22 protein-coding genes are annotated in these 25,746 nt (G+C 64.6%); 10 read left to right on the top strand and 12 right to left on the bottom strand.

Annotation, left to right across the window (positions count from 1 at the left end):
- Nucleotides 1-17 precede the first annotated feature (17 nt).
- The 12 genes from F8E02_RS06275 to fhcD all read right to left on the bottom strand — a co-directional run bounded on the left by F8E02_RS06275 (nt 18) and on the right by fhcD (nt 15,049).
- Nucleotides 18-3,740 (bottom strand): PKD domain-containing protein, encoded by a 3,723-nt coding sequence (locus tag F8E02_RS06275; RefSeq protein ID WP_317064633.1) that lies wholly within the window; start codon nt 3,738-3,740, stop codon nt 18-20.
- 271 nt (nt 3,741-4,011) lie between these two features.
- Complete coding sequence (locus F8E02_RS06270; RefSeq protein ID WP_317064632.1) at nt 4,012-4,860, bottom strand: deoxyribonuclease IV; 849 nt, start codon at nt 4,858-4,860, stop codon at nt 4,012-4,014.
- Nucleotides 4,861-4,885: 25 nt separating this feature from the next.
- On the bottom strand, nt 4,886-5,854 hold the full coding sequence (locus F8E02_RS06265) for an isocitrate/isopropylmalate dehydrogenase family protein (protein ID WP_317064631.1): 969 nt from the start codon (nt 5,852-5,854) through the stop codon (nt 4,886-4,888).
- Nucleotides 5,832-6,653 carry a DUF7714 family protein gene (locus tag F8E02_RS06260; protein WP_317064630.1) on the bottom strand — a complete coding sequence of 274 codons (822 nt, stop codon included), beginning with the start codon at nt 6,651-6,653 and terminating at the stop codon, nt 5,832-5,834. Before F8E02_RS06260 ends, F8E02_RS06265 begins: the two co-directional genes overlap by 23 nt.
- Complete coding sequence (locus F8E02_RS06255) at nt 6,650-7,120, bottom strand: LeuD/DmdB family oxidoreductase small subunit (RefSeq protein ID WP_317064629.1); 471 nt, start codon at nt 7,118-7,120, stop codon at nt 6,650-6,652. Before F8E02_RS06255 ends, F8E02_RS06260 begins: the two co-directional genes overlap by 4 nt.
- Complete coding sequence (locus F8E02_RS06250) at nt 7,121-8,332, bottom strand: 3-isopropylmalate dehydratase large subunit (RefSeq protein WP_317064628.1); 1,212 nt, start codon at nt 8,330-8,332, stop codon at nt 7,121-7,123.
- Nucleotides 8,329-9,459, bottom strand: coding sequence for a homocitrate synthase family protein (locus tag F8E02_RS06245; protein ID WP_317064627.1), 1,131 nt, complete (start codon nt 9,457-9,459; stop codon nt 8,329-8,331). The genes F8E02_RS06250 and F8E02_RS06245 overlap by 4 nt, the downstream gene beginning before the upstream one ends.
- Nucleotides 9,431-10,687 carry a thiamine pyrophosphate-dependent enzyme gene (locus tag F8E02_RS06240; RefSeq protein WP_317064626.1) on the bottom strand — a complete coding sequence of 419 codons (1,257 nt, stop codon included), beginning with the start codon at nt 10,685-10,687 and terminating at the stop codon, nt 9,431-9,433. Before F8E02_RS06240 ends, F8E02_RS06245 begins: the two co-directional genes overlap by 29 nt.
- Entirely contained in the window at nt 10,684-11,655 is a 972-nt protein-coding gene (locus tag F8E02_RS06235) for a radical SAM protein (protein ID WP_317064625.1), read from the bottom strand. The genes F8E02_RS06240 and F8E02_RS06235 overlap by 4 nt, the downstream gene beginning before the upstream one ends.
- Nucleotides 11,637-12,530, bottom strand: a complete 894-nt coding sequence (mmp11, locus tag F8E02_RS06230; RefSeq protein WP_317064624.1) for a methanogenesis marker protein 11 — start codon at nt 12,528-12,530, stop codon at nt 11,637-11,639. The genes F8E02_RS06235 and mmp11 overlap by 19 nt, the downstream gene beginning before the upstream one ends.
- A complete protein-coding gene (locus tag F8E02_RS06225; protein ID WP_317064623.1) occupies nt 12,514-13,470 on the bottom strand; it encodes a tRNA(Ile2) 2-agmatinylcytidine synthetase in 957 nt (318 codons plus the stop codon). Before F8E02_RS06225 ends, mmp11 begins: the two co-directional genes overlap by 17 nt.
- 670 nt (nt 13,471-14,140) lie before the next feature.
- Nucleotides 14,141-15,049, bottom strand: a complete 909-nt coding sequence (gene fhcD, locus F8E02_RS06220) for a formylmethanofuran--tetrahydromethanopterin N-formyltransferase (protein WP_317064622.1) — start codon at nt 15,047-15,049, stop codon at nt 14,141-14,143.
- Between the two features lie 779 nt (nt 15,050-15,828).
- Here fhcD and F8E02_RS06215 point away from each other — a divergent pair.
- The 10 genes from F8E02_RS06215 to F8E02_RS06170 are packed head-to-tail and all read left to right on the top strand — an operon-like array spanning nt 15,829 to nt 25,511.
- Nucleotides 15,829-16,101 (top strand): indolepyruvate ferredoxin oxidoreductase subunit alpha, encoded by a 273-nt coding sequence (locus tag F8E02_RS06215; RefSeq protein WP_317064621.1) that lies wholly within the window; start codon nt 15,829-15,831, stop codon nt 16,099-16,101.
- A 15-nt stretch (nt 16,102-16,116) separates the two neighbouring features.
- Complete coding sequence (locus F8E02_RS06210; RefSeq protein WP_317064620.1) at nt 16,117-17,286, top strand: 4Fe-4S binding protein; 1,170 nt, start codon at nt 16,117-16,119, stop codon at nt 17,284-17,286.
- A 10-nt stretch (nt 17,287-17,296) separates the two neighbouring features.
- Nucleotides 17,297-17,878 carry a CoB--CoM heterodisulfide reductase subunit C gene (gene hdrC, locus F8E02_RS06205; protein ID WP_317064619.1) on the top strand — a complete coding sequence of 194 codons (582 nt, stop codon included), beginning with the start codon at nt 17,297-17,299 and terminating at the stop codon, nt 17,876-17,878.
- Between the two features lie 4 nt (nt 17,879-17,882).
- Entirely contained in the window at nt 17,883-18,785 is a 903-nt protein-coding gene (gene hdrB, locus F8E02_RS06200; protein WP_317064618.1) for a CoB--CoM heterodisulfide reductase subunit B, read from the top strand.
- 11 nt (nt 18,786-18,796) lie between these two features.
- Nucleotides 18,797-20,818, top strand: coding sequence for a CoB--CoM heterodisulfide reductase iron-sulfur subunit A family protein (locus F8E02_RS06195; RefSeq protein ID WP_317064617.1), 2,022 nt, complete (start codon nt 18,797-18,799; stop codon nt 20,816-20,818).
- Nucleotides 20,819-21,244, top strand: a complete 426-nt coding sequence (locus tag F8E02_RS06190; RefSeq protein WP_317064616.1) for a hydrogenase iron-sulfur subunit — start codon at nt 20,819-20,821, stop codon at nt 21,242-21,244.
- Nucleotides 21,245-21,270: 26 nt separating this feature from the next.
- Nucleotides 21,271-21,672, top strand: a complete 402-nt coding sequence (locus F8E02_RS06185; protein WP_317064615.1) for a molybdopterin dinucleotide binding domain-containing protein — start codon at nt 21,271-21,273, stop codon at nt 21,670-21,672.
- Nucleotides 21,669-22,982 (top strand): formylmethanofuran dehydrogenase subunit B, encoded by a 1,314-nt coding sequence (locus F8E02_RS06180; RefSeq protein WP_317064614.1) that lies wholly within the window; start codon nt 21,669-21,671, stop codon nt 22,980-22,982. The genes F8E02_RS06185 and F8E02_RS06180 overlap by 4 nt, the downstream gene beginning before the upstream one ends.
- A gap of 3 nt (nt 22,983-22,985) precedes the next feature.
- Complete coding sequence (locus tag F8E02_RS06175; protein ID WP_317064613.1) at nt 22,986-24,692, top strand: formylmethanofuran dehydrogenase subunit A; 1,707 nt, start codon at nt 22,986-22,988, stop codon at nt 24,690-24,692.
- Between the two features lie 12 nt (nt 24,693-24,704).
- Nucleotides 24,705-25,511, top strand: coding sequence for a formylmethanofuran dehydrogenase subunit C (locus F8E02_RS06170; protein WP_317064612.1), 807 nt, complete (start codon nt 24,705-24,707; stop codon nt 25,509-25,511).
- Nucleotides 25,512-25,746: the final 235 nt, after the last annotated feature.

The raw sequence follows: 25,746 nt of genomic DNA, 5'->3' as shown, positions 1-25,746 counted from the left end.
CACGTTTTCGGGAAGTCTCAGGTCTCCCCTCGCCGGTAGTAGAAGAACGCTCCCGCCCCCACGAGGGCAAGGGCGATCAGGCCGGGAACGACGTGCGCGTACGGAGAGTCGCTCCCGGCCTCCGCCGGGAGAGAGATATCCGGCCCGACAACCTGCGCCGCGCCTCCTCCGGGCACCTCGGCGAAGAGCGCATACAGGCTGAAGTGTGAAACTTCGGCCGTGACGCTCCGGGTCTCGGGGTGGACGGCGGTGGGGACCTCCTCCCAGGTCTCCGCCGACCGGTTATACCACTGCACCAGAAGCCCGCCCTGGCCGCGGTAGACGGTATGCCACTCTTCCTCCGTGAAGTTGAACGCCAGAGCCACCGGCGGCGAGAAGGTGGCTCCCTCCGGGCCGGCGGCGCAGGCATACCCGGCAAAGGCATACGCCCCCACTCCCGGCACCGGGGGCACCTCGACGGGGTCGAGCCCATCGAGGGTCACCGCACGGAGCGGGTTCCCGGCAGCGTCGACGGCTCTGACACCCCCGGCAACGATGAGACTCGCAATGCCGTCGGACGAGCCGACCCGGACGAGGTCTTCCACGAGGCCGGCCTCACCGATAAGCAGCCGGCCCGGCCCGGCCGCTCCAGGAAGAGGGGTCGGCGTCGCGTTCGCGGTGGGGGTCACTGTCGGCGTGGCGGTCGGAGTGAGTGTCGGCGTGTTCCAGGCCGGGTTCCAGCCGCCGCCGCCACCGCCACCGCCTCCTCCTCCTCCCCCTCCCCCACTGGCCGGCGGCTGGGTCGGTATCGCGGTTGCCGGTGCGGGGTGGACGGAGATGTACCGGGTCTTCATCACGGTATCCTTCCCGGCAGCGTTCTCCACCGTCAGGTTGACGGTGTAATTCCCGGCGGCAGCGTAGGTGTGCGTGGGATGGCGGTCGGCCGAGGTCCCCCCGTCACCGAAACTCCAGAGCCAGGCGGACGGGTCTCCGGTGGAGGCATCGGTGAACGTAACCGCGAGGGGGGCAGTGCCGTTGGTGGATACGGCACTGAATCCTGCGGTGGGTGGGCCGAGGACGCGGATCTGCAGGGACTTTGTAGCGTGGTCGCCGCCGTCGGAGACCTTCAGGCCGACGGTGTAGGTACCGGGTCTCGCGAATACGTGGACCGGGTCGGGCACCGCGGAGGTCTCGCCGTCCCCGAAGTCCCAGGACCACGACGCCGGGCCCCCGGTCGAGGCATTCGTGAACCGGACCGCGAGCGGGGCGACCCCGACGGTCGCGTTCGCGGTGAACCCGGCGACCAGCGGCTCGCGGACGGTGATGTAACCGGTCCGGGTCGCCGTATCCTCCCCGGCATCGTTCTTCACGGTCAGGATGACGGTGTAGGTCCCGGGCGCCCGGTAGACATGGACGGGGCTCCCCGCCGTCGCCGATCCCCCGTCACCGAAGGCCCACGACCACGAGACCGGGGCCCCGGTCGAGGAGTCCGTAAACCGGACCGCGAGCGGGGCCCTGCCTTCGGTCACGTTCGCGGAGAACCCCGCCGTCGGCGGCGCGGCGACCGTGACGTATCCCGCCACCTCCCGGAGATCCTCACCGAATCGGTTCGCGACGGTGAGCGTGACGGTATAGATGCCCGCGCTCCCGTAGGTATGGGTCGGGTTTCGCTCGTTCGACGAACCCCCGTCCCCGAAACGCCATGACCAGGTCTCGATATCGCCGGTCGAGGCATCCGCGAACCGGACGGTGAGCGGCACTCTGCCCGTCGTGGCATTCGCCCCAAAACCGGCGACCAGGGGCTCAAAGACCGTTATGTGTCCGGCTTTCGTCGTCGTATTCTCACCGGCATCGTTTTTCACTGTCAGGGAGACGGTATAGGTCCCGGGACTCCCGTACGTATGCTCCGGGTTCCGGCCTGTGGAGGTCCCGCCGTCCCCGAAACTCCAGGACCAGGATGCCGGAACCCCGGTCGAGGCATCCGTGAACCGGACCGCGAGCGGGGCGACTCCTTCCCGGGCGTTCGCGGTGAATGCCGCGACCGGTTGCTCGATCACGGTGATGTAATCGTTCTTCGTCTCGGTGTCCTTCCCCGCCGCGTTCCCGACCTCGAGCGAGACGGTGTAGGTCCCGGCACCAGGGTAGGTATGCTCCGGATTTGGGTCGTTTGAGGAGCTGCCGTCACCGAAACGCCAGAGCCGTGTCGTGACGTCGCCGGTCGAGGTGTCCGTGAACCGGACGGTGAGCGGTGCGATCCCGCTCCGGGCATCGGCCTCGAACGAGGCCTCAGGAGGCCGGACGACCGTGACGTAGGCGGCTCTCGTGACGTTCGAGTCGCCTGCCGCATTCTCAACGGTCAGGCTGACGCTGTAGGTGCCGACCGTCACGTAGGTGTGCTTCGGGTTCTGCTGGGTAGAGCGGTTCCCGTCCCCGAAGTCCCAGAACCAGGCGGTGGGGCCGTTCTTTGATTCGTCTTTGAACTGTACGGCAAGGGGCGCGCCGCCCGATACCGGCGAGGCGGAGAAGGCGGCCTCAGGCGGCCTGGGCAACTCCGCACGGATGAGGTCGGTCTTTGTGACGGTGTCGGACCCGAACCGGTTGCTCGCCTGGAGGAAGACCGTGTACTCGCCGGGGCTCTCGTAGATGTGGACCGGGTTCTGCTCCGTCGAAGTCTCACCGTCGCCGAACTCCCACTCCCAGGCGTCCGGGCCGCCGGCGGAGAGGTCGGTGAACCGGACGGTGAGCGGGACCGTGCCGGCGGCCGGCGACGCCGAGAACTCCGCCTCCGGCGGCTTCCCGCCGGCGTAGGTGAAGGCGTAGATCTTCCACTCCCCGCTCCGCTTGTCCTGCCAGACGATCCTGCTCCCGGAGACCGAGGGGAAGAGCTGCTCGTTTGTGGCGGTGCAGACCGACATCTCGGCGCCGGTGTCGAGATCATGCATGTAGATGTCCCAGAGGCCGCCCCGCTTGTCCTCCCAGGCGATGATATCCCCGTCGATCGCTGGAGAGACCTGCTCGGAGGGGTCGCTGGTGATCCGGTACTCGCGGCCTCCGCCGAGATCGTACAGGTAGATGTCGGGCTGCCCGTTCCGGTAATCCTCCCAGACGATCCGGCCTCCCGATATTGCAGGATACGCCTGCCGCGCACCGTTCGTGGTTATCCGCCTCTTCTGCCCGGTCGCGATATCGTATGTCCAGATGTCGCCGCCCCCGGTGCTCTCCTCCCAGACGACGTATCTGTCCGAGAGTGCCGGCTTCCACCCGGTCACCGGCGAGCAGTCGAGATAGGTCTCCTCTTCCGTTCCGATGTTGAAGAGGCAGATATCGACACCTCCCTCGCGGTTCTCGTACCAGACAACATGGTTGTTATAGATAACCGGCATCCACCGGTCGCCGGTGCCGGTGCCGATCCGCCTCTCGCCGCCGGAAGGCGAGTACATGTATATCCCGAGGCCCCCGTCCCGCCGGTCCTGCCAGACGATACGGCCTCCCGAGACGGATGGATACCCCTGTTGGGCGTAGCCGTCGGTGATCCTCTGGCCCCCCCCGCCGGGAGCAGTAGAGTAGTAGATATACTTCCCGTTCCGGCCGTCTTCCCAGACGACCATGCTGCCGTCGATATCCGGATGCTCCTGCGATCCGCCGGCGGAGCAGAAGGCTATCGTTTCCCCCGGAGCCACAGGCGCCGCAAAAACGGGCGGAGCCAGCAGTCCGGCAAGGATGACGGCGCAGACTATCATCAGCGCTATGTGTTCAGCCATTCTCCGATCACCACGATGAGAACGCCCCCTTTCGTCTCACGCGATGGTGCCCGCAGGCAGGATGGAGACGGTGTCCCCTCCCCGCCGGCGTGCAAACTGAGGTCCTGCAGGGTGCCGGAGAATCACCGGGTCCCGCCAGGCAAAGGGTTCGTGGGTGGGAGGATATGAGTATAAATATATATCTCTTACGGACTCCCGGTGTCGGAGGGGTCATTCGGGATTATTATAAAATATAGAGAATAATATTGTGCCCGGGCCCCTGGAGACCGGGTCACACTCCGGCGAGTTCGCGAACCTTCGCGATGTTTCCGCCGTCACCCCGGCGCTCATCGACCGGGGTCTCGCAGATGAGGGGGAGGCTCCGGACGGCCGGGTGCCGGAGGATATGCCGGAACCCCTCCTCCCCGATGGAACCGAGCCCGATGTGTTCGTGCCGGTCAAGCCCGCTCCCGAGGTCGCCCTTGCAGTCGTTGAGGTGGATGATCCGGAGGTTTGAGAGGCCGATCAGGTCATCGATCTCGCCAAAGAGCGCGTCGACGCCTTCGGCGGTCCGGAGGTCGTACCCGGCGGCAAAGGCATGGCAGGTGTCGAAGCAGAGCCCGATCTCTCCTCTCTCATCGATCCCGTCAACGATCCGGGCGAGATCCGCAACGGTCGACCCGACGCTGTTCTTCTCCCCGGCGGTGTTCTCGAGGAGGAGCGTCACGCCGTCCGCCCCGGCTGCGGCGAGCGCCCGGTTGGCGGCGGCGATCACCCGTTCCTGCCCGCCCTCCGTCCCGGCACCGCGGTGGTGGCCGAGGTGGGTGACGAGATAGGGTATCCCGAGCAGATCGCACCGCTGGAGTTCATTGGTGAGCGCCGCGACCGATTTCTCGTAGATCTCGTCGTCGGGCGAGGCCGGGTTCGGGAGGTAAGGCATGTGATCGACGACCGGGCCGAGCCCGGATGCGTCGAGCGCCTTCCGGAACGCATCGACCGGTCCCGGCTCGAGGTCCTTCGCCTTCCAGCCCCGGGGGTTCCGGGAGAAGATCTGAAACGTCTCGCAGCCCGCCTCGCGAGCTCGCCCGACCGCGCGGTCGATCGAGCCTGCGATGGAGATATGGCATCCCACCAGCACCATAGCCTACACCTTGGCGGGGAAGCGTTTAGGCCTTCCCCCGCCCGACCTCGCGGAGCACCGCCGCCCCGAACTCCCGGGTGCCGGCGGCGCCGCCGAGGTCGCGGGTCCGGATGCCTGCCCCGATCACCCGGCCGACGGCCTCCTCCACGGCCGCCGCGGACGCGGTGTCCCCGAAGTGGGAGAGGAGCATCGCGGCGCTCCTGATGGCGGCGATGGGGTTAGCCACGTTCTGTCCCGCGATATCGGGAGCGCTCCCATGCACGGGCTCAAAGAAAGCGTGACGCTCGCCGATGTTCGCGCTCGGCAGCATCCCGAGTCCCCCCACCAGGTAGGCGGCGGCGTCGGAGAGGATGTCCCCGAACATATTGGTCGTCACGATCACGTCGTAGCGGTCCGGGCGCATCAGGAGGTCGAGGCAGAGCGCGTCGATGTAGCGGGTTGTACAGGGAACCCCCGCACGGACGGCCTCCGCCGTGCAGATCTCCACGAAGAGGCAGTCCGACTTCAGGACGTTTGCCTTGTTCCCGACGGTGAGGTGGCGGCGCGGCTTCGCGAGCGTGCAGGCGTAGCGGGCGATCCGCTCGCTCCCCCGCCGGGAGACGACCCTGACGGTGCAGGCCCGGTCAGGTTCCGTCCACTCGATCCCGGAGTAGAGCCCCTCGGTGTTCTCCCGCACGATGACGACGTCGACATTATCGCCCCGGATCGGGCGGACGTTCGCGTAGAGATCGAGATCGTGGCGGATCTGCAGGAGGACGCTGCGGTAGTCCGGGTCCGGCGGGGTCGTGACGGCTCCAAAGAGGATGGCGTCCGCCGACCGGAGGTCGTTCATGGTCTCGTCGTCGCAGGCGCTCCCGGTCCGCTCCCACCGGCCGTAACCCACCTCGACGTCGAAGAACTCGAAGTCCGGCCGCACGGCGGCGAGGATCTCGCGGGCAACCGGGACGACCTCCTGCCCGATCCCGTCGCCCTCAACGACCGCTACCTTCACCATGCTTCTCCCTCCATGCGGTCGCCACCTGCCGGACCGCCTGCGCGATCTCCCACGCCGATGCGCCCCAGTGGACCACCGCGCCGAACCGGCCGTTCCAGCGGCCGAGACCTGCCCGCTCGCTCCGGCAGCACCGGGCGATGAAAGGCTCAGCCGCCACCGCGCCGAGGGGGCAGATGTTCTCCACCGTGATCCCGTCGTCGCAGCACTCCTGCACGAGGTTCTGTGCCGTCAGGCAGCCCACGACCCGGTCGCCGGGGCGGACCGGGTCGGCGTCGAGGGTCCGGGGGAACCCCGCCGCCCGGCAGGGGTAGACGTCGCCCTGGATCTCCCGGATATCCCTCGTATGATGCTCAAAGACGACCTCGAGGTCCCCGAAGAGCCCGGTCCTCTCGAGCTCGGTGAGCGTGGATGAGAGGTGGGGGCGGGGCGGGGTGATGTCGTAGACGTGGATCCGGAGGAACCCCGAGAGGTCCGGATCGAGGACGAACGTCGTCTGTTCGCCGTGGCCGGTGAATATGGTGCACCGGTGCCCGGACCGTATCGCCTCACTTACTAAGAGTGTTCGATCCTGGACGTTCACGCGATCGGGATAGCAGTAAACCTCGTCTCCGGCGGCGATGACGCGGGCGGAGAGGACCCTGCGCATCAGTCCGGTGCCTTCCGGGTCGGGCTCGACCTCGAGCACCTCCATGCCGTCGGGGGTCTCGCGGACCAGGTAGCGCGAGAGGAAGTAGACCCGCTCGCCGTAAGGGGCGGTGGTCGCGGACCCGACGAACTTGCAGTGGGGCGGGAAGATCATCGGCACGACCTCCAGTAGGGCACCAGCCCTCCGGCCCGGAGGATCGCGACCATCTTCTCCGAGAGCGGGCGGGCGGGATATCGTTCCCCGTCGACCTCCACCCACCCCGCATCGAGGTCGAAGGCGACGCGGGACCCGTCGGTACAGGGGATAGCGGCCTCGATCACCGGGAGGCCCACGTTGACCGCGTTCCGAAAGAAGATGCGGGCGAAGGAGGGAGCGACGACCCCGACGACACCCGCTTCACGGAGGGCGACGACCGCCTGCTCGCGGGAAGAACCGCATCCCATATTTCTCCCGGCGACGACGACCGCACCGCGGAGGCGGCCGGCAAGCGTCGGGTCGAGATCCTCAAAGACATGCTCCGCCCAGACCGAGCGGTCCTTCGTCCGGAGGTAGCGACCGGCAATGACGAGGTCGGTATCGATGTCGTCCCCGATACAGACCGCCGGTCCGGCTCCCTGCATTTATACCACCTCCGGCACGGCGATTACGCCCGCAAGCGCGCTTGCGGCGGCGGTGGCGACCGACGAGAGGTAGATCTCGCCGCCGACACCCATCCGGTTCTTGAAGTTCCGGTTGGCCGTGGAGAGGCAGACCTCGCCCTCGCCGAGCACGCCCGCGTGCGCCCCGAGACACGGCCCGCAGCCGGGCGGCGCCACCATGCATCCCGCCTCCACGATATCGGCAAGGACGCCGGTGGCGATCGCCCGGGCGAGCACCGGCCGCGAGGCGGGGACGACCAGGGTCCGGACCGCCACCTTCTTCCCCCGCACGATCCGGGCAAACCGCTCAAGGTCCTCGTAACGGCCGTTCGTGCAGGTCCCCACAAAGACCTGGTCGAGGTGCGTGCCGGCGAGCGCCTCCGCCTCCCTGACGGTGTCCACCCGGTGCGGGACCGCGACAAGAGGCACGACATCGGCGAGGTCGAGATCGAGCGTCCGTTCGTAGCAACAGTCCTCCGGGGTCAGGGGCGATGCCGTAAGGCCGTATTCCCCGAGATGACGGGCGGTGACCTCGTCGGGATAGAAGATCCCCGTCTTCGCCCCGGTCTCGACCGCCATGTTGCAGAGGGTCAGTCTCCCGCTCATGGAGATCCCTGCCGCCCCGTCCCCCACGAACTCGAGCGCCTGGTAGGTCGCCCCCTCCATGCCGAGTTCTGCGACGTAGGCAAGAGCGAGGTCCTTTGCTTCCGCAGCTCCGTCGAGCCTCCCGGCGAGGTTGACCGCGATCGTCTCCGGGACCCGGAACCAGGTGGCCCCCGATGCCCAGATCGCCGCCATATCGGTCGCACCCACCCCGGTGGCGAACGCGCCGAGAGCCCCGAGGGTGCAGGTGTGGGAGTCGGCGCCCACGACGACCATCCCGGGCCGGACGAGGCCTTCGCTCATCACCTGGTGGCAGATCCCTCCTCCGGCGTCGGAGAGGGCTATCCCCGAGACCCGGGCATACTCGCGGAGCTCCGCCTGGAGCGTCGCCGTCGTCCCGGTGTTCGCCGGGACGATGTGGTCGAAGATGAGGCGCAGGCGATCGGGATGAGGGAGGCTCTCCACTCCCATCTCCCTGAGCGCCTCCCTGGTGAGGACGCCGGTCCCGTCGTGGGCGAACGCGACATCGACCTCCCGGTCGACGTATCTCCCCGCCGGTGCGCCGAGGATCCTCTCGGAGAGCGTGCTCACCGTGAGACACCCTCCTTTGCCTGCCGCAGGATCGTGCAGAGCACCTCGCGGGTGACGCTGCACTTCCCCTCGCTCTTCTGCTTGACCTGCTCGAGCACCCACCGCGCTTCGCCATCGGAGAGGTCGAACCCGTAGGCCTTCGCGACATGCTCGAGAGCCCGCTTCCCCGTGTGCTTCCCGAGGATGAACCGGCGCTCGCCGCCCACCATCTCCGGGGGCACGTACTCATAGGTCGCCGGGTCTTCGAGGATCGCGGCGATGTGGATCCCGCTCTCGTGGGCGAAGGCGTTCTCGCCGACGATCGGCCGGGTGCGTTCTCGGGTCACGCCCGAAGACCCTGCGACCAGGTGCGAGATCTCCTGCAGGCGCGAGAGGTCGTAGCGATCGATGCCGCCCTTCAGCCGCAGGGCGACGAGGACCTGTTCGAGCGCCGCGTTGCCCGCACGCTCCCCGATGCCGTTGACGGTGGTGTGGAGCTGGAACGCCCCGGCAGCCGCTGCCGTGACGGTGTTTGCCGCGGCAAACCCGAGATCGTTGTGGCAGTGGATACAGAGCGGGAGGGGCGCTTTGCCGAGGATCTCCGATACGACCGCGTGGATCTCGAGCGGGGTGAGACACCCGACGGTATCTGCGAAACTGACGAGATCGGCACCGCACTCGACGCCCCGGGTATACATCTCCACCAGGAACGCCGGGTCGGTCCGTGAGGCATCTTCGGCCGCAAACCGCACCTGCAGCCCGTGGTCGGAGGCGAACTCCACCATGCCGAGGGCACTCTCGAGCACCTCTTCGCGGGGTTTACGGTACTTGTGCCGGATGTGGAGGTCCGAGGTCGCGATGAAGATGCTGACCATGTCCACGTCGCAATCGATGGCCGCCTCGATGTCGGGGCGCAGAGCCCGCGCAAGACAGCAGACCCGGGCGTCAAGGCCGCTCCGGGCGATGGCGGCGACGCACTCCTTCTCCGATGCGGAGACCACGGGGAAACCGGCCTCGATCACCTCCACGCCGATCTCGTCGAGCGCTTGCGCGATCGCCATCTTCTCATCGCGGGTAAAGGAGACGCCGGGAGTCTGCTCCCCGTCTCGCAGCGTTACATCACAGATCTCGATATGCCACGGTAGCATGTTCTTCACCTTCAGGGCAGGCGCCTTCGACGATCACCGTCCGGGGTCCCCCTCTCGGGGGGACGAGGGCCCGGCGAAGCGCTGCGGTGTCGTCCGCAGCGCAGATGACCGGGTCCGCCCAGGCGATGTAGCGAAGGATCTCGGGGACGGGGTGACCGCCGGTCATCCCCATCCGGTTGTTCGCGAGGACGATACAGAGGAGCGGGAGGTTTCGTTCGTAGACGTCGATGAGGGCGTTTAACCCCGAGTGCAGGAGCGCGTAGTCGCCGGTGAGCGCGACGCCCGGACCGGTCGCCGCCACGGCGACCGACGAGCCGAGGCCGTAGGTCGCAAGCCCGACCCGGTAGGGGGGGTTCATCGCGAGGATCGCGCACCCGGCGTCGCAGACGACCCGCATCCCGCGTTCGGAGAGGATACCGAGCGCGGAATGGAACGGGCAGGTCCGGCAGAACGTCCGGCAGTAGCCCCGCGAGGAGAACCGCTCCGGTTCTCCGGCGGGTTCTGGAGGGGAGAGCAGCCGGTGCTCGGAGAGGAAGGGGCGGCCGGTCTCGGGGACCAGGGCGAGCACCTCAGGGTCTGCCGGGGGCGGGTAGACGGTGACGGCGCGGAACGCCCCTCCGGCGGAGCGGTTGAGAGGCGAGGACCGCGACCAGGCAAACATCGCCGCCGTCCGCCGGTCCGCTGCCCGCGCCCGTCCGGCCATCGTGAGGTCCGGTTCCGCGAGGCTCCCCTCGCGGTCGTTGCGGAGGAAGGAAGGTTCCGGGACGTCCGCTTCGAGGAGGTCGGGCGTGACCCTGACGAGAGCGACCCGTGAAAAGGTCTCCGAGACCTCGAAGGCCGCCTCGACGGCCTGGCCGATCGTCTCGCAGTCGGGCTCGATGACCGGCACCCGGGCCACCTCGCCGTAGTAACGCGAGTCCTGCACGACGTCCGATCCGGCCGCGCGGAGATCGTCGCCGACGACCACCACGACCCCCGCCCGGAGACCCTGGGCGGTGGCGTGGACCAGCGGGTCGGCGCAGGCGTTGAGGCCGACATTCTTGACGATCACGGCGGCCCTCCTCCCGGAGAGCGAGTCGCCGAGGGCGTACTCGAGCGCCACCTTCTCGTTGACGGTGAGCGCGGCCCCGGCCGAGGCAACGAGGTCCGTGACCGGGTAGCCGGGGACGGCGTAGCAGCGGTCGGCAGCCCGGAGGATCGCGAGGGCGAGCGCCTCGGTGCCCTTCATACGTCCCTCCCCGGCGTAAGGTCGCACCCGGTGCATGCCGAACACATCGTGAGCGCCCGGCGGGGGTCGAGACCGGCCTGCTGGAGGATCCTGTCGTGAGCCTTGTAGAGCCGGAGCAGCCGTTCTGCGGACGGCCGGGGCCGGTCGGCGAGGGATGCCGCCGGGGTGAGCGGCCGGAGGACCGGGATGACCCCGGCCGCGGCGAGGTCGCCCATCACCCGCTCGAGATCGCCGTCGCTCTCGCCGAGGCCGACGATGACGTTCGAGTAGACCCTGCCCGGTCCGAAGAGCGCGACGGACGATTGCAGGGAGTCCCAGACCCCGTCCCACGAGAGGTCGGGGCACATCTCGCAGAAGAGCGCCTCAGTCGCCGCCTCGAGGTTGAACTTCACCTCGGCGACGCCGAGGGCACGGAGCCGGGCAGGGGTCTCCGGCCCGGGATAGATCGAGACCCCGATAGGGAGGTCGAACGAGGCGAGCGCTGCCACGACCTCGAGGACGTATGCCTCCTCCTCCTCGATCGAGGAGGCGACGCCGCTCGTGATCGAGACGGCGTCGATCCGGTCGGCCACGCCCGCGACCATCCCGACGATTTCTTCAACCCCTTTCCGCCGGCCGGGGAGAGACGGGACCATACAGTAGCGGCAGTGGAAGATACACGACCCGCTGACGGTGATATAGGCCTGGCGGGGGCAGTGGAGGGCGGCGGGTTCGAGCCGGCCGCGGAAGACGTCGCCGTCGATGGAGAGGTCCGCCTCGCCTCCTCCGCGGTGGAAGATCTCGATGGGGCTTCCCTCATCGATACCGGCCCGGACCCGCCGGCCGGCGCCGGTGGAGAAGAAGAGCGACCCGGAACTCCCAGCCGAGGGGCCCGCGGCGGAACGGGAGACGTATCCGTCCGCAGGTCTGCCGGTGAGGCGGACGGCGCCCGCCTCAAGTACCCGGGCCTTCAGCCGCCGCCAGTCCATAACGCCAGTGCCTCCTCGTAGCGGGTGTAAAACGGGATCGCCGCCACCGCGCCGATCACTCCCCGGCCGTCCATGACGACCGAGAGCCGCTTATCGTCGAGGGCGGTAAGGTCCTCCGGCGAGACCTCGCCCCGCTTTACGCGGCAGCCGAACTCCTCGAGCGGGGCGGGATCGAATCCCCGCCAGACCGCCATCCCGGTCTTCTCCGAGAGGGTGTACTCCTCGAGGAGATCGCGGTAGCGCCGGACGAGCCCGTCGGGGTCGGAGGTGGCGAACTCGCAGGCGATGGCGACGCAGTTCTTGGTCCGGTAGGGGACGGGGTAGAGCTGCACGATGGTATGGGAGAGGTAGCGGGAACGGTCGTCCTCGACGGCCCGGGCGATGTTGTGGGCGAGCGTCCAGGTGGCGCCTTCCTCGGGGGTGTCGGTGTCGTCGACGCCGATGATCACCCGCTCGCGGCGGGGGAGCCAGATCGTCGAGCCCGCAAGACGCCCGCCGCCCGCAGGGTCGCTCTCATGGCGGAGGACACCGCTGGCCCCGGCACGGCAGATGGACGCGCCCACGCCGCCGCCGCCGAGGCCGCGGTAGGTAATTGCGATCTCGTCGCCTTCGACGGCGACGCCGGCGATCCCTGCCGGGAAGATCGACCCTGCGAGCGCGAGGTCGGCGTTGCCGGTCGAGAGGAGGTAGCGGTTGGTCGCGCCCACGGTGCGGACGGAGCGGACGAGCGGACTCTGCGCGTAGTGGCGCTTCACCCACATCGCCCCGCCGATGCAGTCGAAGAACTCGATGAGTTCCACCTGCCCGGCCTCCTCGCCGGCCACCGCAACGATCTGCGGATACCGTATCGTGTAGGGATCAGAGAGTCTCTCCATACAGCCCTGCCGCCTCAACGCCCTTGTTCCCCCAGAGAACAGCGCCCAGTGCTCCAATCCGCCCTTTCCGTCTGTTCGAGTCGACGAACCGGACACCCATCCGTGCCGCCTCCGCCTCCGCATCCTCGACCGTCAGGAGCTCGGTCTTGACCCGCTTGAGATAGGGGGACTCCTCCGCAAACGCGATCCCGCGGTATACCGCGATGCCGGTGTCGTTGCTGACCGCCTCCGACTCGATGAAGTCGCGGACGTATTCGATCAATGCGTCCACGTTCCCCGGACGGACCGCGAAGTTCAGGGCGGATCCAACGCAGTTGGTGGTCTTCTTCGGGACCGCGGGGTTCAACTGCACGAGGCGCATGTCGAGGTATTCGACACCGGGGATCGTGCAGGCCTCGGCGCACTTGAGCGCGAGCACCCACGTGGCGCCCTCCTCGCGGGTGTCGGTGTCGTCGATCCCGATCGTCACCTTCTCATAGAGCGGTGATGCGATCCGCACCCGGCAGACCCGGGCACCCCCGATCCGCAGATCGTCCTCGGAGGGGTACTCGGCCCGGATCACGCCCGGCGCCTGGGGGAGGCAGGCAGCGACGCCGACGCCCGCTCCCGCGATCCCGGCCCAGGTGGTCACCACCTCGTCGCCGAGAACCTCGACACCCTCGAGTGCCTGCCCGCCGATCTCGGTGCTCGCGGCCCCGAAATTCGCCGGCGATACGCCCAGGCGGGCAAGCATCGTCATCGTCGTGCCCTCGACATGGCAGGAGAGGACCGCACCTTTCGCCCGCACGCGGTTCGCCGCATCCCACTCGATCGTCCCCCGGGCCCGGCACTGCTCGCGGATCTCCGCGAGACCGGCGTTCTGATCGACCATGGCGAGGTACTTCATCGAGAAGAGCGGCCCGAACCGGGCCCTGACGTCATCAGGCGTGAGCGTGATCATGATGTCACCGAAATTATCGTTAACAAGATTATCGTTGATAACGGTATTTAATGAGATCGATCGCAGGGGTCGGGGCGGCGGGCAACGGCCCCCGACAGGGCAGCGGGGGCGCCACGGGCGAGGGTGCGCAGGGAAAGGGCTCGACGCACCCGGTGGAAAGATTTCACAGCCTCCGAATGATGCCCGGCTATTACAGGAGGCCGGTGGCGTGGCCCCATGCGAGGAACAACGCCCCCATACGGACGGGGAAAAGGGTGCAGCGCTCCAGCGGGACAGAGCGTCGGTCCCGAAGCCCGGAGGGCTTCTCAAACTCCGTTCCTGATGGAACGTCGCATCTTGAAGCCTGATAGCTTCTCAAACTCCGTTCCAGATGGAACGTCGCATCTTGAAGCCTGATGGCTTCTCAAACTCCGTTCCAGATGGAACGTCGCATCTTGAAGCCTGGGGGCTTCTCATGCCCGCATTTCGCGGCTTCGCGGCTTCGCGTGAGACCGCATTATCACCTTCAACTGCCGACGCACGCGAAGGCGCGAGGAACGCGAAGTTCAGCAGGATGGCATGCAACTCCCCCTATGCGAGACCGGAGCAGTATGAGACAACGGCATCCCGGGGGAGGGTAACGATCCGGTGCAATTCACCGTATGGGCAAAGGGACAGAAAAGAAAGAGATTTAGAGGTAGTCCGCAAGGACGTCCTTCAGGTCGAACTTGAACGGTCCGAGGCTGCCGCCGAAGTTCCCGGCGCTGATGAACTTCACGCCCGGCACCTTGGTCGCCGCACGGATGCCCTCGGCCATCGCGGTCTTGATCGAGTCCTGGTCGACGCCGTCGATGACGATCTCGTAGACGGCCTTGACGCCCTCGGGCACCTTGCTGCCCTCGACCTTCTCCCGGAGCGTCGGGCAGTAAGCCTCGTTCGTGCTTGCGCCCATGAACTTGTACTTGTTGCTCCCGACCTTCGAGCCGCTCGCGACGATGCCGCCGGGGAAGGGGGTGATTACACCGCAGACGCCGCTGATGGCGTCGACCGCCGCCTGGGCTGCCGTGAGTGCGGCCATCTGGTTCTCGCCCATGATGAAGAAGTTGCCGCCTGCAACGCCCTTGACGGCGCCGAACTCCTCTTCACCGATGTACTCGCCTTCCATGATCGGGATGGCCCAGACGGTCCTTCCGCCGACCTCGCGCTTCTCCTCAAACCCGTCGCCGAAGAAGTGGAGCTTGACCGGGAGCTTCTCCTGGACCTCGGCGACGACGTCGGAGAGGCCGTCGAAGACCGCGGTCGTCGGGGCGGTGAGGACGCACTCGGCGAGGCGCTCTACGACCTGCTCCTTGAGTTTCTTCTTGCTCGCACAGATCATGATCGCATAGCCGGGCCGTCCGTCGGGAGTCTCGTCGGGTGAGACGAAACAGTCGATGCCCGCCTCTGCCGGACATCCGATGGTGGAGGTGGCAAAGCCGACGGCCTCCACTGCGGCCTTGTATGCCCACTCTTCGGTGACTGCGGTGATGATGGGCCGTGCCACCCAGGTCGGGAACGCCTCTGCATACGTATCGTCGATAGTAACGCCATTCAGTTCCATGGACAGAATACACCTCGTTTGCTACAGTGTCACGATGTAGACAGAATAAGGTTTCTTTTTTTCCCGGCAGCATGGAGGTCGGGCGGCGGGAGAGCGACTGGATGCCGGGGGTGCGCGACCACCCGGGCGACCCCCTGAGCCCACCGATATTCTCCAACCCCGCGAAGTAAACAGATTGCGGGATCGGCGATTCGGTCGAACGGCCTTTCAGGGATTGCCGGTTAGAACATTTCGCCATATATTACCCCCGGCCCCCCGCATGCAGTTGAAGCGGAGTTAACCATTCATGATATGGCCTGTCCCCGTCGACGGCCCGTCCGGGATGCCCGCAGCCCCTGCGGGCACAGGGTCCGGGCCGCCCGGCCCGAAGAATGCTCCCGCCCAGGTCGGAGAGAGGAGAATCGAGGGATCCGGAAACGGTTGCCCCCTGAACCGCGCAACGAGCGACAGGCCGGACCCGACGACAGGTCGGGGTCAAATCGGGGTCCCCGGAGAGATCCGGTCGGTCCTTGATGCTGCCGGGCCGGAAAGGCCACCGATTTTCACCAGGCCGTCTGATTTCAAATTTAAGGTTTTCGATATACCCTCACCAGAAGAAACGCATTTTACGCGGGAATCCGGGGCATTGGGTTAACATACCAATTTTTTTAATTTATAAAAATTGACGGATAATCATAGTTCTCGAATATAATACTGCCGGATTTCAGAAAGTTTATGTATATTCTTTGACAACTCTTTTTATATCGATTCTAAATCGATCAGATCTGGTGCGTGAAACCATGGCATTCGCATTGCACATCAATATGGAACGATGTACAGGCTGCAACAATTGCGTGGTAGCATGTCCGGTCGACGCTCTCGAACTCTACACCGAAGATCCGGCAACCAGCGAGAAGATCTACAAGGTCAAGGGCGGCAAGGCCGTCATCCTTGATTTCAACTCAGAGTTGTGTGCCGGCTGCGGCGTATGCGTCCAGGCATGCCCCTATGCAGTAATCAAGCTTGTAGGACCGTGGGAGAGCCGGGCAAAAGCCCGTAAAGTGGAAGCCTAGGAGTGATACAAGAATATGGCACTGTTTCCAAAGTATTCCAAGACGCGGGAAGGACAGAATGTCATCATGGAGCAGAGGCTCCTGAAGGCAGTCAACAACCTGATCCTGAACGCTGAGACCTGTACAGGCTGCGGCATCTGTGTCGACGCCTGCCCGGAAGAGGCAATCGTGCTCGGACCTGTCGGTGCAGCACGCCGCGGGGCGATCGACTACGCCGAGCCCATCGATGTCAACCCTGAGAAGTGTTCGTACTGTGGCGTTTGTGTCATTATGTGCCCGTTCAATGCGATGACACTCACGATCGACGGCGAAGAGCGCCTCCCCATCCTGGAGAAGGAAGGGTTCCCCACGTACAACATGGTTACCACCATCGACGAGGAGAAGTGCGACCGGTGCACCATCTGTGAAGAAGTCTGCCCGAGGGATGCCATCGCCCGCGATGTCCCCGCATTCGAGGGTGGCGACGAAGCAGGCAAACCGCGCCAGACCGCACTTCAGACGAAGACCACGTTCAACGTCGACGCCGAGAAGTGCAACGTCTGCGGCATCTGCGGCGAGCTCTGCCCGAGCATCACCGTTGAGCGCAACGCCGCGAACCCCGAGACCGGCAAGATCGAAGGGGAAGTCAAGTGGGAAGAGAGCACCTGCGACGGCTGCATGATCTGTGTCGAGGCCTGCCCCGAGGAGTGCATCACTCTCGAGCGCGAGGTCATCAGCGACAGGCTGCCCGGCAAGGTCGAGATCCAGCAGGACAACTGCTGCACCTGCACCTGGTGTGTCGAGTCCTGCCCCGAAGAGGCAATCACCGTCGAGAAGATCTTCGAGGGAGATATCGAGATCAACCCCGCGAAGTGCCCCGGCGGCTGTTCGACCTGTGTCGAGGTCTGCCCGTGCAACGCTCTCTACCTGCCGACCCCTCTCCCCGCAAAGGAGATGAAGGGACAGATTGAGCCCAACATCGCCATCAACAAGGACTTCTGTATCCTCTGCGGCGCCTGCGTCAACGCCTGCCCGAGCGAGGATGCGATCGTTCTGCGGCGGACGGCGATCCGGATGTCGGACAAGGAGACGGATCTCTTCAGGAGAATCAAGGAGAAGCTGCTCACCCCGAGAACGTCGAAGGTGAAGGAGACCGCTCCCGGAGAGGTCGAGGTCAAAGTTGTGGGAGCAGCAGAAGAGGCGTGAGGGATAGTCAATGGCAGTAAAGAAAGACTACAAGGATCAGAAACTCGCTGAGAAACTCCGGGACAGGAAGTACTACGCTCCTGACAGCAACCCCGAGTTCCTCAAGGAAGTGGAGAAAATCGGGCAGACGGCCGCCCATATGTGCTACCAGTGCGGCACCTGCACCGGTTCGTGCCCCTCGGCACCCCGGAGTTCGTACCGTATCAGGCTGTTCATGCGCAAGGCAGTCCTCGGTCTCGAGGAAGAAGCCCTCACCGACCCGGACCTCTGGCTCTGCACCACCTGTTACAGCTGCACCGACCGGTGCCCCCGCGACCTCGCGCCGACCGACGCGATCATGGCGATGAGGAACCTCGCGTTCAAGCGCGACATCATCCCGCGCAACTTCCTCCAGACCGTCCAGCTGATCTACAAGAGCGGCCACGGCGTCCCGAACAACGACGCGAACCGGGCCGCCCGGAAGAAGCTCGGCCTCGAGGAGGAGCCTGAGACGACGCACAAGTACCCCGAGTACCTGCCCGGCATCAGGAGAATTCTCGACCACTACAGACTCAAAGAGAACGCTGACAGGATCCTCGCGGAGGGAGAGTGAAACCATGAGCGGAAACAACCACCAGTACGCATTCTTCCTCGGGTGCATCGCCCCGAACCGGTACCCCGGCATCGAGGCAGCGGCCATCCAGACCAGCAAGAACGTCGGCATCGATCTCCTCCCCCTGAAGGGCGCAAGCTGCTGCCCGGCACCGGGTGCGTTCGGTTCGATCGACCTGAATGTCTGGTATGCAATGGCAGCCCGGAACGTCGTGCTCGCCGAGCAGATGAAGATGGATATCGCCCTGATCTGCAACGGGTGCTACAAGTCCATCTGGGAAGTCAACCACAAGCTGAAGCACAACGATGAGCTCCGCGACGGAGTCAACGAAGTGCTCAAAGAGATCGATATGGAGTTCAAGGGGACTGTCGACGTCTGGCACCTCGCCGAGCTCTACTACGACCCCGAGATCGTTGGCGTCAAGAAGATCGCCGACAGCATCAAGCGCCCCCTCTCCGGTGCAAAGATCGCCGTCCACTACGGCTGCCACCTGATGAAGCCCGGCAAGGAGCGGCACTTCGGAGACACCGAGAACCCGATGTGGATGGAAGAGCTCGTCGCCGCACTCGGAGCCGAGCCTGTCCAGTACCGCAACAAGATGCAGTGCTGCGGCGCCGGCGGCGGTGTCCGTGGATACGATCTCGCGCACGCGCTCGATATCACGAACGAGAAGCTGATCAACATGCAGGAAGTAGGCGTCGATGCAGTCACCGAAGTCTGTCCGTTCTGCCAGCTCCAGTTCGACCGCGGCCAGATCGAGGTCAAGGAGAAGTTCGGTGCCGAATACGGCATCCCCGTCCTGCACTACAACGAACTCCTGGGACTGGCACAGGGCATGAGCCCGGACGAGCTCGCACTCGACCTGCATGCCATCGACGTTGAACCGTTCCTGAAGAAGATCCTGTGAGGTGCAAATACATGGCAGAAGTCAAGAAGAACAAAGAAGCAAGAATCGGCGTTTTCGTGTGCCACTGTGGTACCAACATTGCAGGCACGATCGACGTCGAGGCAGTAAAGGAATACGCCAGGACGATCCCGAACGTCGTCGTCGCTGATAACTACGCGTATATGTGCTCGACCCCCGGTCAGAACATGATCGCGGACGCCATCAAGGAGCAGAACCTGACCGGAATCGTGGTAGCGGCCTGTACGCCCCGTCTGCACGAACCCACGTTCCGTAACGCGACCGCGGCAGGCGGCTTAAACCCCTTCCGGTTCGAGATGGCAAACATCCGCGACCAGAACTCGTGGGTGCACATGCACCAGCCCGAAGAGGCAACCGAGAAGGCAAAGGACGCAATCAGGATCGCCGTAGCAAAGGCCTCCCTGCTTGAGGACCTCATCCCCAAGAGCGTCCCCGTAGAGAAGACCGCAATGGTCGTCGGCGGCGGTGTCGGCGGCATGCAGGCGGCGCTCGACCTCGCGGACGCAGGCATCAAGACCTACCTCGTCGAGAAGAGCCCGACCATCGGCGGCAGGATGTCCCAGCTCGACAAGACCTTCCCGACGCTGGACTGCTCGCAGTGTATCCTGACACCGAAGATGGTGGACGTCTACCGGAACGAGAACATCGAACTCCTCACCTACACCGAGGTCGAGTCGGTCGAGGGCTACATCGGCAACTTCGACGTGACCCTCCGGAAGAAGGCGCGCGGTGTCCTTACCCCCGCAGAGGCGGAAGCCCGCGGCATCGTCGGCGGCGGCTGTACCGGCTGCGGTGACTGTGCTAACGTCTGCCCGGTCATCAAGCCGAACCCGTTCGAGCTCGGCATGGCGCCGAGAAAGGCGGTCTACATCTACCACCCCCAGGTCTCTCCGCTGATCTACACCGTCGACTTCGACTCCTGTGTCAAGTGCGGTCTCTGCGTCGAGTCGTGCGGCACGAAGCAGGCAATCGACCTTGATGCGAAGGACGAGTTCATGACCGTCAAGATCGGTACCGTCATCCTCGCCCTGGGATACGACATCTACCCCATCGAGAAGAAATTCGAGTGGGGCTACAAGAACTACGACAACGTCATCACGTCGCTTGAGTTCGAGCGGCTGATCTGTGCGTCCGGTCCGACCGGCGGCCACCTCGTCCGTCCGAGCGACGGCGAGACCCCCAAGAAGATCGCGTTCGTGCTCTGTGCGGGTTCCCGTGACAACACCGAGACCGGTAAGCCGTACTGCTCGCGGTTCTGCTGCATGTACTCGCTCAAGCACGCCCACCAGATCATCGAGAAGATCCCCGGCGCGATACCCTACATCTTCTACATGGACATCCGGTCCTTCGGGAAGATGTACGAGGAGTTCTACTACCGCATCCAGAACGAGGGTGCGAAGTTCATCCGCGGCAGGGTCGCAAACATCACCGAGGACCCGGTGACCAAGAACCTCCACGTCAACGCGGAAGACACGCTCCTCGGCCGGCCCATCGACATGGAAGTCGACATGGTCGTGCTCGCGGCAGCCATCCAGCCCTCCGCCGAGACCGAGAAGACCCGCAGACTCTTCGGTGTCTCCTGCTCGCAGGACGGCTGGCTCCTTGAGGCCCACCCGAAGCTGAACCCATGCGGCACCACCACTGCCGGCGTCTACCTCGCCGGTGCCTGCCAGGGACCGAAGGATATCCCCGACACAGTCGCCCAGGCTGAGGGTGCGGCATCCGCGGCATCCATCCCGATCCACAGAGGACAGGTGGAACTCGAGCCGTACTTCGCCCAGTGCATGGAGGAGAAGTGCGCCGGGTGCGGACTCTGTGTCCCCCAGTGCCCCTACAGCGCCCTCTCGCTCATCGAGAAGGACGGCCGCACCGTGATGCAGGTCACCGAGGCCAAGTGTAAGGGCTGCGGTACCTGCGGCGGGTTCTGCCCCGGCGGCGCAATCTGGATGCAGCACTTCGCAACCCCGCAGATCATCGCACAGATCGATGCGTTCCTCCTCGGAGGTGAACAGTAAATGGCAGACGAGAACTGGAAACCCAAGATCATCGCCATCATCTGCAACTGGTGCTCGTATGCCGGTGCAGACCTTGCAGGCGGCGCCCGCATTCAGTACCCGCCCGACATCCGTGCCGTCCGTGTGATGTGCACGGGCCGGGTCGACCCCCTCTTCATCCTGAAGGCATTCCAGGATGGAGCAGACGGCGTGCTCGTCTCCGGTTGCCACTTCGGCGACTGCCACTACCTTGAGGGCAACTACAAGGCAGCGAAGAGGATGTTCCTCTTAAAGAGTGTCCTCAAGAACATCGGCCTTGACGACAAGCGTCTCAGGATGACCTTCGTCTCCGCATCAGAGGGTGCAAAGTGGGGCATGGTCATGACGGACGTCATCAAGACCATCAACGAGCTCGGTCCAAGCCCGCTCAAAGAGTTTGCCAGGTAAATACTATAGACAGGGGATAATTGACAATGGCAATCAGTGTAAATTTGATCACGGGCCGCACCATCCAGCAGGGGGTGTCCATGGAGGCGGGGAAGGAAAAACCCGCCTACACCACCGCTTGCGGGATCATCGAGCTGGACCCGGCGGACTTCAAGAAGCTGGGTGCTTACCGCAACACGAACGTACGTGTTACCAGCAACTACGGTAGTGTCGTCGTCAAGGCGGTCGAGGCAACCCAGGGCCCCCATCCCGGTGTAGCATACATCCCGATGGGCCCCTGGGCAAATATGGTGGTCAACCCGAACACCTACTCGACCGGGATGCCAACCTTTAAGGGTACGCCTGTTCAGGTGGACGTCGCCAAGAACGAACCCGTTTTCAGCTCGCTTGAGCTGGTGCGCAAAGGATGCAGGGGTGAGTTAGCATGACGAAGACTGTAACCGACGTAATCTGCCCGTTCTGCGGAACACTCTGCGACGACCTTGAGGTCGTCGTCAGCGACGACGGCAAGCAACTCCTCGAGGTCTACAACGCCTGCGCCATCGGCGCGGAGAAGTTCCTCCACTCCCAGGCAGAGGACCGGATCACCCGCCCCCGTATGCGGCAGGAAGACGGTTCCTGGAAGGAGATCACCTACGACGAGGCGATCGAGTACACGGCGAAGATGCTCGTCGATTCGAAGAAGCCTCTGATGTACGGCTGGAGCTCCACGAACTGCGAGGCACAGGCAACCGGCTCCGAGCTCGGCGAGCTCGTCGGCGCGGTCATGGACAACACGGCGACCGTCTGCCACGGCACATCCCTCATCGCGGTTCAGGATATCGGTATCCCGAGCTGCACGCTCGGTGAGGTCAAGAACCGTGCCGACCGCGTCCTCTTCTGGGGATGCAACCCGGCGCACGCTCACCCGCGGCACATGTCCCGCTACTCGATCTTCCCCCGCGGCTTCTTCACAGGGAAGGGCCACACGGGCCGCAAGGTCGTCGTCATCGACCCGCGCCCCACCGACACCGCCCGCGTGGCGGACGTCCACCTGCAGGTCGAGCAGGGACGCGACTACGAACTTCTCAGCGCGTTCCGGATCGCGTTCCGGGGCGAGAAGCTCCCCGACGTCGTCGCCGGAATCCCGAAAGAGCAGATCTACGAGGCTGCCGAGACGCTCAAGAGCGGCCGGTTCGTGATCATCTTCTTCGGTATGGGCGTGACCCAGTCGCTTGGAAAGAATCACAACATCGACATCGCCATCGCGGTCACCCGTGACTTAAACGAGTACACGAAGGCGGCCATCATGCCGATGCGCGGGCACTACAACGTCACCGGCTCCGGTCAGGTCTGGGGCTGGCAGTTCGGGTTCCCCTTCGCGGTGGACCTCTCCCGCGGATTTGCCCGCTACAACCCCGGCGAGACGACGGCAAACGACCTCCTCCGCAGGGACGAGGTGGACTCCGTCTTTGTCCTCGGCAGCGACCCCGGCGCGCACTTCCCCTTCAGCTCCGTCAAGAAGATGTACGACCTTCCCTCGGTCGCGATCGACCCGCACGAGACCCCGACCACCGAGGTCTGCAAGGTCCACGTCCCGGTCGCCTTCGTCGGCGTCGAGATCGGCGGATGCGCTTACCGGATGGACAACGTCCCGATTGAGACCAGAAAGGTCGTCGAGGCCCCTGAGGGCATGATGACCGACGAGGAGTTCCTCGACCGCGTGCTCGCGCGCGTCAAGGAGATCAAGGGGGTATAAGCGATGGCAGAGTATCTCATCAAGAACGGTTTCGTCTTCGACCCGGTCCAGGGGATCAAGGGCGACAAGACCGATGTCGCCATCAAGGACGGCAAGTTCGTCGAGACCACCGCGGTCAAGAACCCGAAGGTCATCGATGCAACCGGCAAGACCGTCATGGCCGGCGGAGTCGATATCCACGCCCACGTCGCCGGTGCGAAGGTGAACGTCGGCCGGAGTTTCCGCCCGGAGGACAAACTCTTCGGGTTCAAGGCCGGACGCGGCATCGAGCGGATGCAGGGCGGGTTCTCGGTCCCGACGACGATCAAGACCGGCTACGACTACGCCCGCATGGGCTACACCACGGTGATGGAAGCGGCCATGCCGCCGCTCTACGCCCGGCACACCCACGAAGAGATGCGGGACACCCCGATCCTCGACCAGGGTGCCTACCCGGTCTTCGGGAACAACTGGTTCGTCCTCGAGTACCTCAAAAACCACGAGATCGAGAACACCGCCGCCTACATCGCCTGGCTCCTGCGGGCGACGAAAGGCTACGCGGTCAAGGTCGTCAACCCCGGCGGCACGGAAGCCTGGGCCTGGGGCCTGAACTGCGAGAATGTTCACGACCCGGTCCCCTACTTCGACATCACCCCGGCCCAGATCATCAAGGGCCTCATCGAGGCGAACGAGTACCTGGGGCTCCCGCACTCGATGCACATGCACGCGAACAACCTCGGGAACCCCGGCAACTACACGACGACGCTCGACTCGTTCAAACTCTCCGAGGGCATCAAGCCGAACAACAAGTTCGGCCGCGAGCAGGTGATGCACCACACCCACGTCCAGTTCCACTCCTACGGCGGCGACTCCTGGGCGAACGTGGAGTCGAAGGCCAAGGAGATCATGGACTACGTGAACTCGCACGACAACATGACCATCGACATGGGTCAGGTTACGCTCGACGAGACCACGACCATGACCGCCGACGGACCGTTCGAGCACCACCTCACCGAGCTGAACCACCTGAAGTGGGCGAACGTCGACGTCGAACTCGAGACCGGGTCCGGTGTCGTGCCCTACGTCTACAGCCCGGACATCAAGGTCTGCGCCATCCAGTGGGCCATCGGCCTTGAGCTCGCGCTGCTCGCGACGGACTCCATGCGGGTCTTCCTGACCACCGACCACCCCAACGCCGGACCGTTCATCCGCTACCCGCGGGTCATGAAGTGGCTCATGAGCCAGGAGTCCCGGGACCAGCAGTTCGACGCCTTCAAGCACAAGGACAAGGTCATCGACGCGACCAACCTCGCCGGCATCGACCGCGAACTCGACCTCTACGAGATCGCGCAGATGACCCGTGCGGGACCCGCGAAGTCCCTCGGCCTCGCGCACATGTACGGCAGCCTTGCCCCCGGCCTCGAGGCGGACGTTGCGGTCTACGACTTCAACCCGAACGAGCCCTACGCGCCCGACACGATCGAGACGGCCTTCTCGAACGCGAGACACCTCTTCAAGACCGGTGTCCAGATCATCAACGACCGCGAGATCGTCTCGAACGGCAACAAGCGGACCCTCTGGGTGAACACCAAGGTCAACGAGAACGCGCAGGTGATGCGTGACGTCAAGGAGAAATTCCTCCGCTACTACACGGTCACCTTAAACAACTACGAAGTTAGCGGGCACTACCTCCCCAACCCGTACGTCATCGAGGTCGATGCCACACAGTGAGGTGCAGAAAGGATGGAAACCGTTACACTCACCATAAAGGACCAGCCCGGGCTGTACCTCGAGGCCGACACCATCTCCCCCGATGCACTCGCCGGGAAGAAGGCGGAAGAGATCGCCGGACTCCCTGTCTACATCGGCAAGGAGGAGCACCGGCTCGGAGACTTCTTTGATGTCTCCGGCCGGGCCGGAGCGACGGCGGCCGAGACGAAGATCGTCGTCGGCGGCGACCTCTCCCGGGTCAAGTACATCGGCATGAAGATGACCGGCGGCGAGGTCGTTGTCAACGGCAACGCCGACATGTACGTCGGTGCATGGATGCAGGGCGGCAAGATCACCGTGAACGGGAATGTTGACGCCTTTGCCGGAACCGGGATGAAGGGCGGCGAGCTCATCGTCAAGGGCAACGCCGGCAACTACCTCGGTGCCGCATACCGTGGAGACTGGCGCGGCATGTCCGGCGGAAAGATCACTGTCACCGGCAACGCCGGGAGCGATCTCGGCACCTTCATGACCGGCGGCGAGATCGTCATCGGCGGCGACGTCGACGTTCACGTGGCCACCCACGCCGAAGGCGGGAAGATCATCGTCAAGGGCAACGCGAAGAGCCGCGTCGGAGGCCAGATGGTCGAAGGCGAGATCTATGTCTTCGGCAGCATCGACCTCATGATGCCCGGGTTTGCATACCGCGAGGATGTCGATATCGAGGTGGACGGCACCAAGGGACGGTTCGCTCTCTACGAGGGCGACCTTGGCGAACGCCACCGCAAGCGGAAAGGCCAGATGATCTACGGTAAGTTATACCAGCAGATCAGGGCCTGAACCCTCCCTCTTTTTCGCCCCGCATGCAGATCTGCGCCTATCGGAGGCAGCTGCAGCGGACAGAGGGGAGTAACACGAAGTAGTACTATTTTCGTTATTTCATATTACCCACAGGCGGGTATGATAAATTTGTTATCCGGTGGAATTGACCCTTATTTCGCGGATATTTAATATTGCGGTCCCGGTATATATCTGATCATAGACATAAATAGGAACGCTTATATCATCAGAGAAA

The sequence above is a fragment of the Methanoculleus caldifontis genome (genome assembly GCF_032842345.1).
GTDB lineage: Archaea > Halobacteriota > Methanomicrobia > Methanomicrobiales > Methanoculleaceae > Methanoculleus > Methanoculleus caldifontis.
This window is presented reverse-complemented; position numbering and strand designations above follow the sequence as displayed.

What these genes read in the sequence shown, in the direction of transcription:
- F8E02_RS06275 (WP_317064633.1), bottom strand. Translation starts at nt 3,740, where the DNA reads ATGGCTGAACACATAGCGCTGATGATAGTCTGCGCCGTCATCCTTGCC.
- F8E02_RS06270 (WP_317064632.1), bottom strand. Translation starts at nt 4,860, where the DNA reads ATGGTGCTGGTGGGATGCCATATCTCCATCGCAGGCTCGATCGACCGC.
- F8E02_RS06265 (WP_317064631.1), bottom strand. Translation starts at nt 5,854, where the DNA reads ATGGTGAAGGTAGCGGTCGTTGAGGGCGACGGGATCGGGCAGGAGGTC.
- F8E02_RS06260 (WP_317064630.1), bottom strand. Translation starts at nt 6,653, where the DNA reads ATGATCTTCCCGCCCCACTGCAAGTTCGTCGGGTCCGCGACCACCGCC.
- F8E02_RS06255 (WP_317064629.1), bottom strand. Translation starts at nt 7,120, where the DNA reads ATGCAGGGAGCCGGACCGGCGGTCTGTATCGGGGACGACATCGATACC.
- F8E02_RS06245 (WP_317064627.1), bottom strand. Translation starts at nt 9,459, where the DNA reads ATGCTACCGTGGCATATCGAGATCTGTGATGTAACGCTGCGAGACGGG.
- F8E02_RS06240 (WP_317064626.1), bottom strand. Translation starts at nt 10,687, where the DNA reads ATGAAGGGCACCGAGGCGCTCGCCCTCGCGATCCTCCGGGCTGCCGAC.
- F8E02_RS06235 (WP_317064625.1), bottom strand. Translation starts at nt 11,655, where the DNA reads ATGGACTGGCGGCGGCTGAAGGCCCGGGTACTTGAGGCGGGCGCCGTC.
- mmp11 (WP_317064624.1), bottom strand. Translation starts at nt 12,530, where the DNA reads ATGGAGAGACTCTCTGATCCCTACACGATACGGTATCCGCAGATCGTT.
- F8E02_RS06225 (WP_317064623.1), bottom strand. Translation starts at nt 13,470, where the DNA reads ATGATCACGCTCACGCCTGATGACGTCAGGGCCCGGTTCGGGCCGCTC.
- fhcD (WP_317064622.1), bottom strand. Translation starts at nt 15,049, where the DNA reads ATGGAACTGAATGGCGTTACTATCGACGATACGTATGCAGAGGCGTTC.
- F8E02_RS06215 (WP_317064621.1), top strand. Translation starts at nt 15,829, where the DNA reads ATGGCATTCGCATTGCACATCAATATGGAACGATGTACAGGCTGCAAC.
- F8E02_RS06210 (WP_317064620.1), top strand. Translation starts at nt 16,117, where the DNA reads ATGGCACTGTTTCCAAAGTATTCCAAGACGCGGGAAGGACAGAATGTC.
- hdrC (WP_317064619.1), top strand. Translation starts at nt 17,297, where the DNA reads ATGGCAGTAAAGAAAGACTACAAGGATCAGAAACTCGCTGAGAAACTC.
- hdrB (WP_317064618.1), top strand. Translation starts at nt 17,883, where the DNA reads ATGAGCGGAAACAACCACCAGTACGCATTCTTCCTCGGGTGCATCGCC.
- F8E02_RS06195 (WP_317064617.1), top strand. Translation starts at nt 18,797, where the DNA reads ATGGCAGAAGTCAAGAAGAACAAAGAAGCAAGAATCGGCGTTTTCGTG.
- F8E02_RS06190 (WP_317064616.1), top strand. Translation starts at nt 20,819, where the DNA reads ATGGCAGACGAGAACTGGAAACCCAAGATCATCGCCATCATCTGCAAC.
- F8E02_RS06185 (WP_317064615.1), top strand. Translation starts at nt 21,271, where the DNA reads ATGGCAATCAGTGTAAATTTGATCACGGGCCGCACCATCCAGCAGGGG.
- F8E02_RS06180 (WP_317064614.1), top strand. Translation starts at nt 21,669, where the DNA reads ATGACGAAGACTGTAACCGACGTAATCTGCCCGTTCTGCGGAACACTC.
- F8E02_RS06175 (WP_317064613.1), top strand. Translation starts at nt 22,986, where the DNA reads ATGGCAGAGTATCTCATCAAGAACGGTTTCGTCTTCGACCCGGTCCAG.
- F8E02_RS06170 (WP_317064612.1), top strand. Translation starts at nt 24,705, where the DNA reads ATGGAAACCGTTACACTCACCATAAAGGACCAGCCCGGGCTGTACCTC.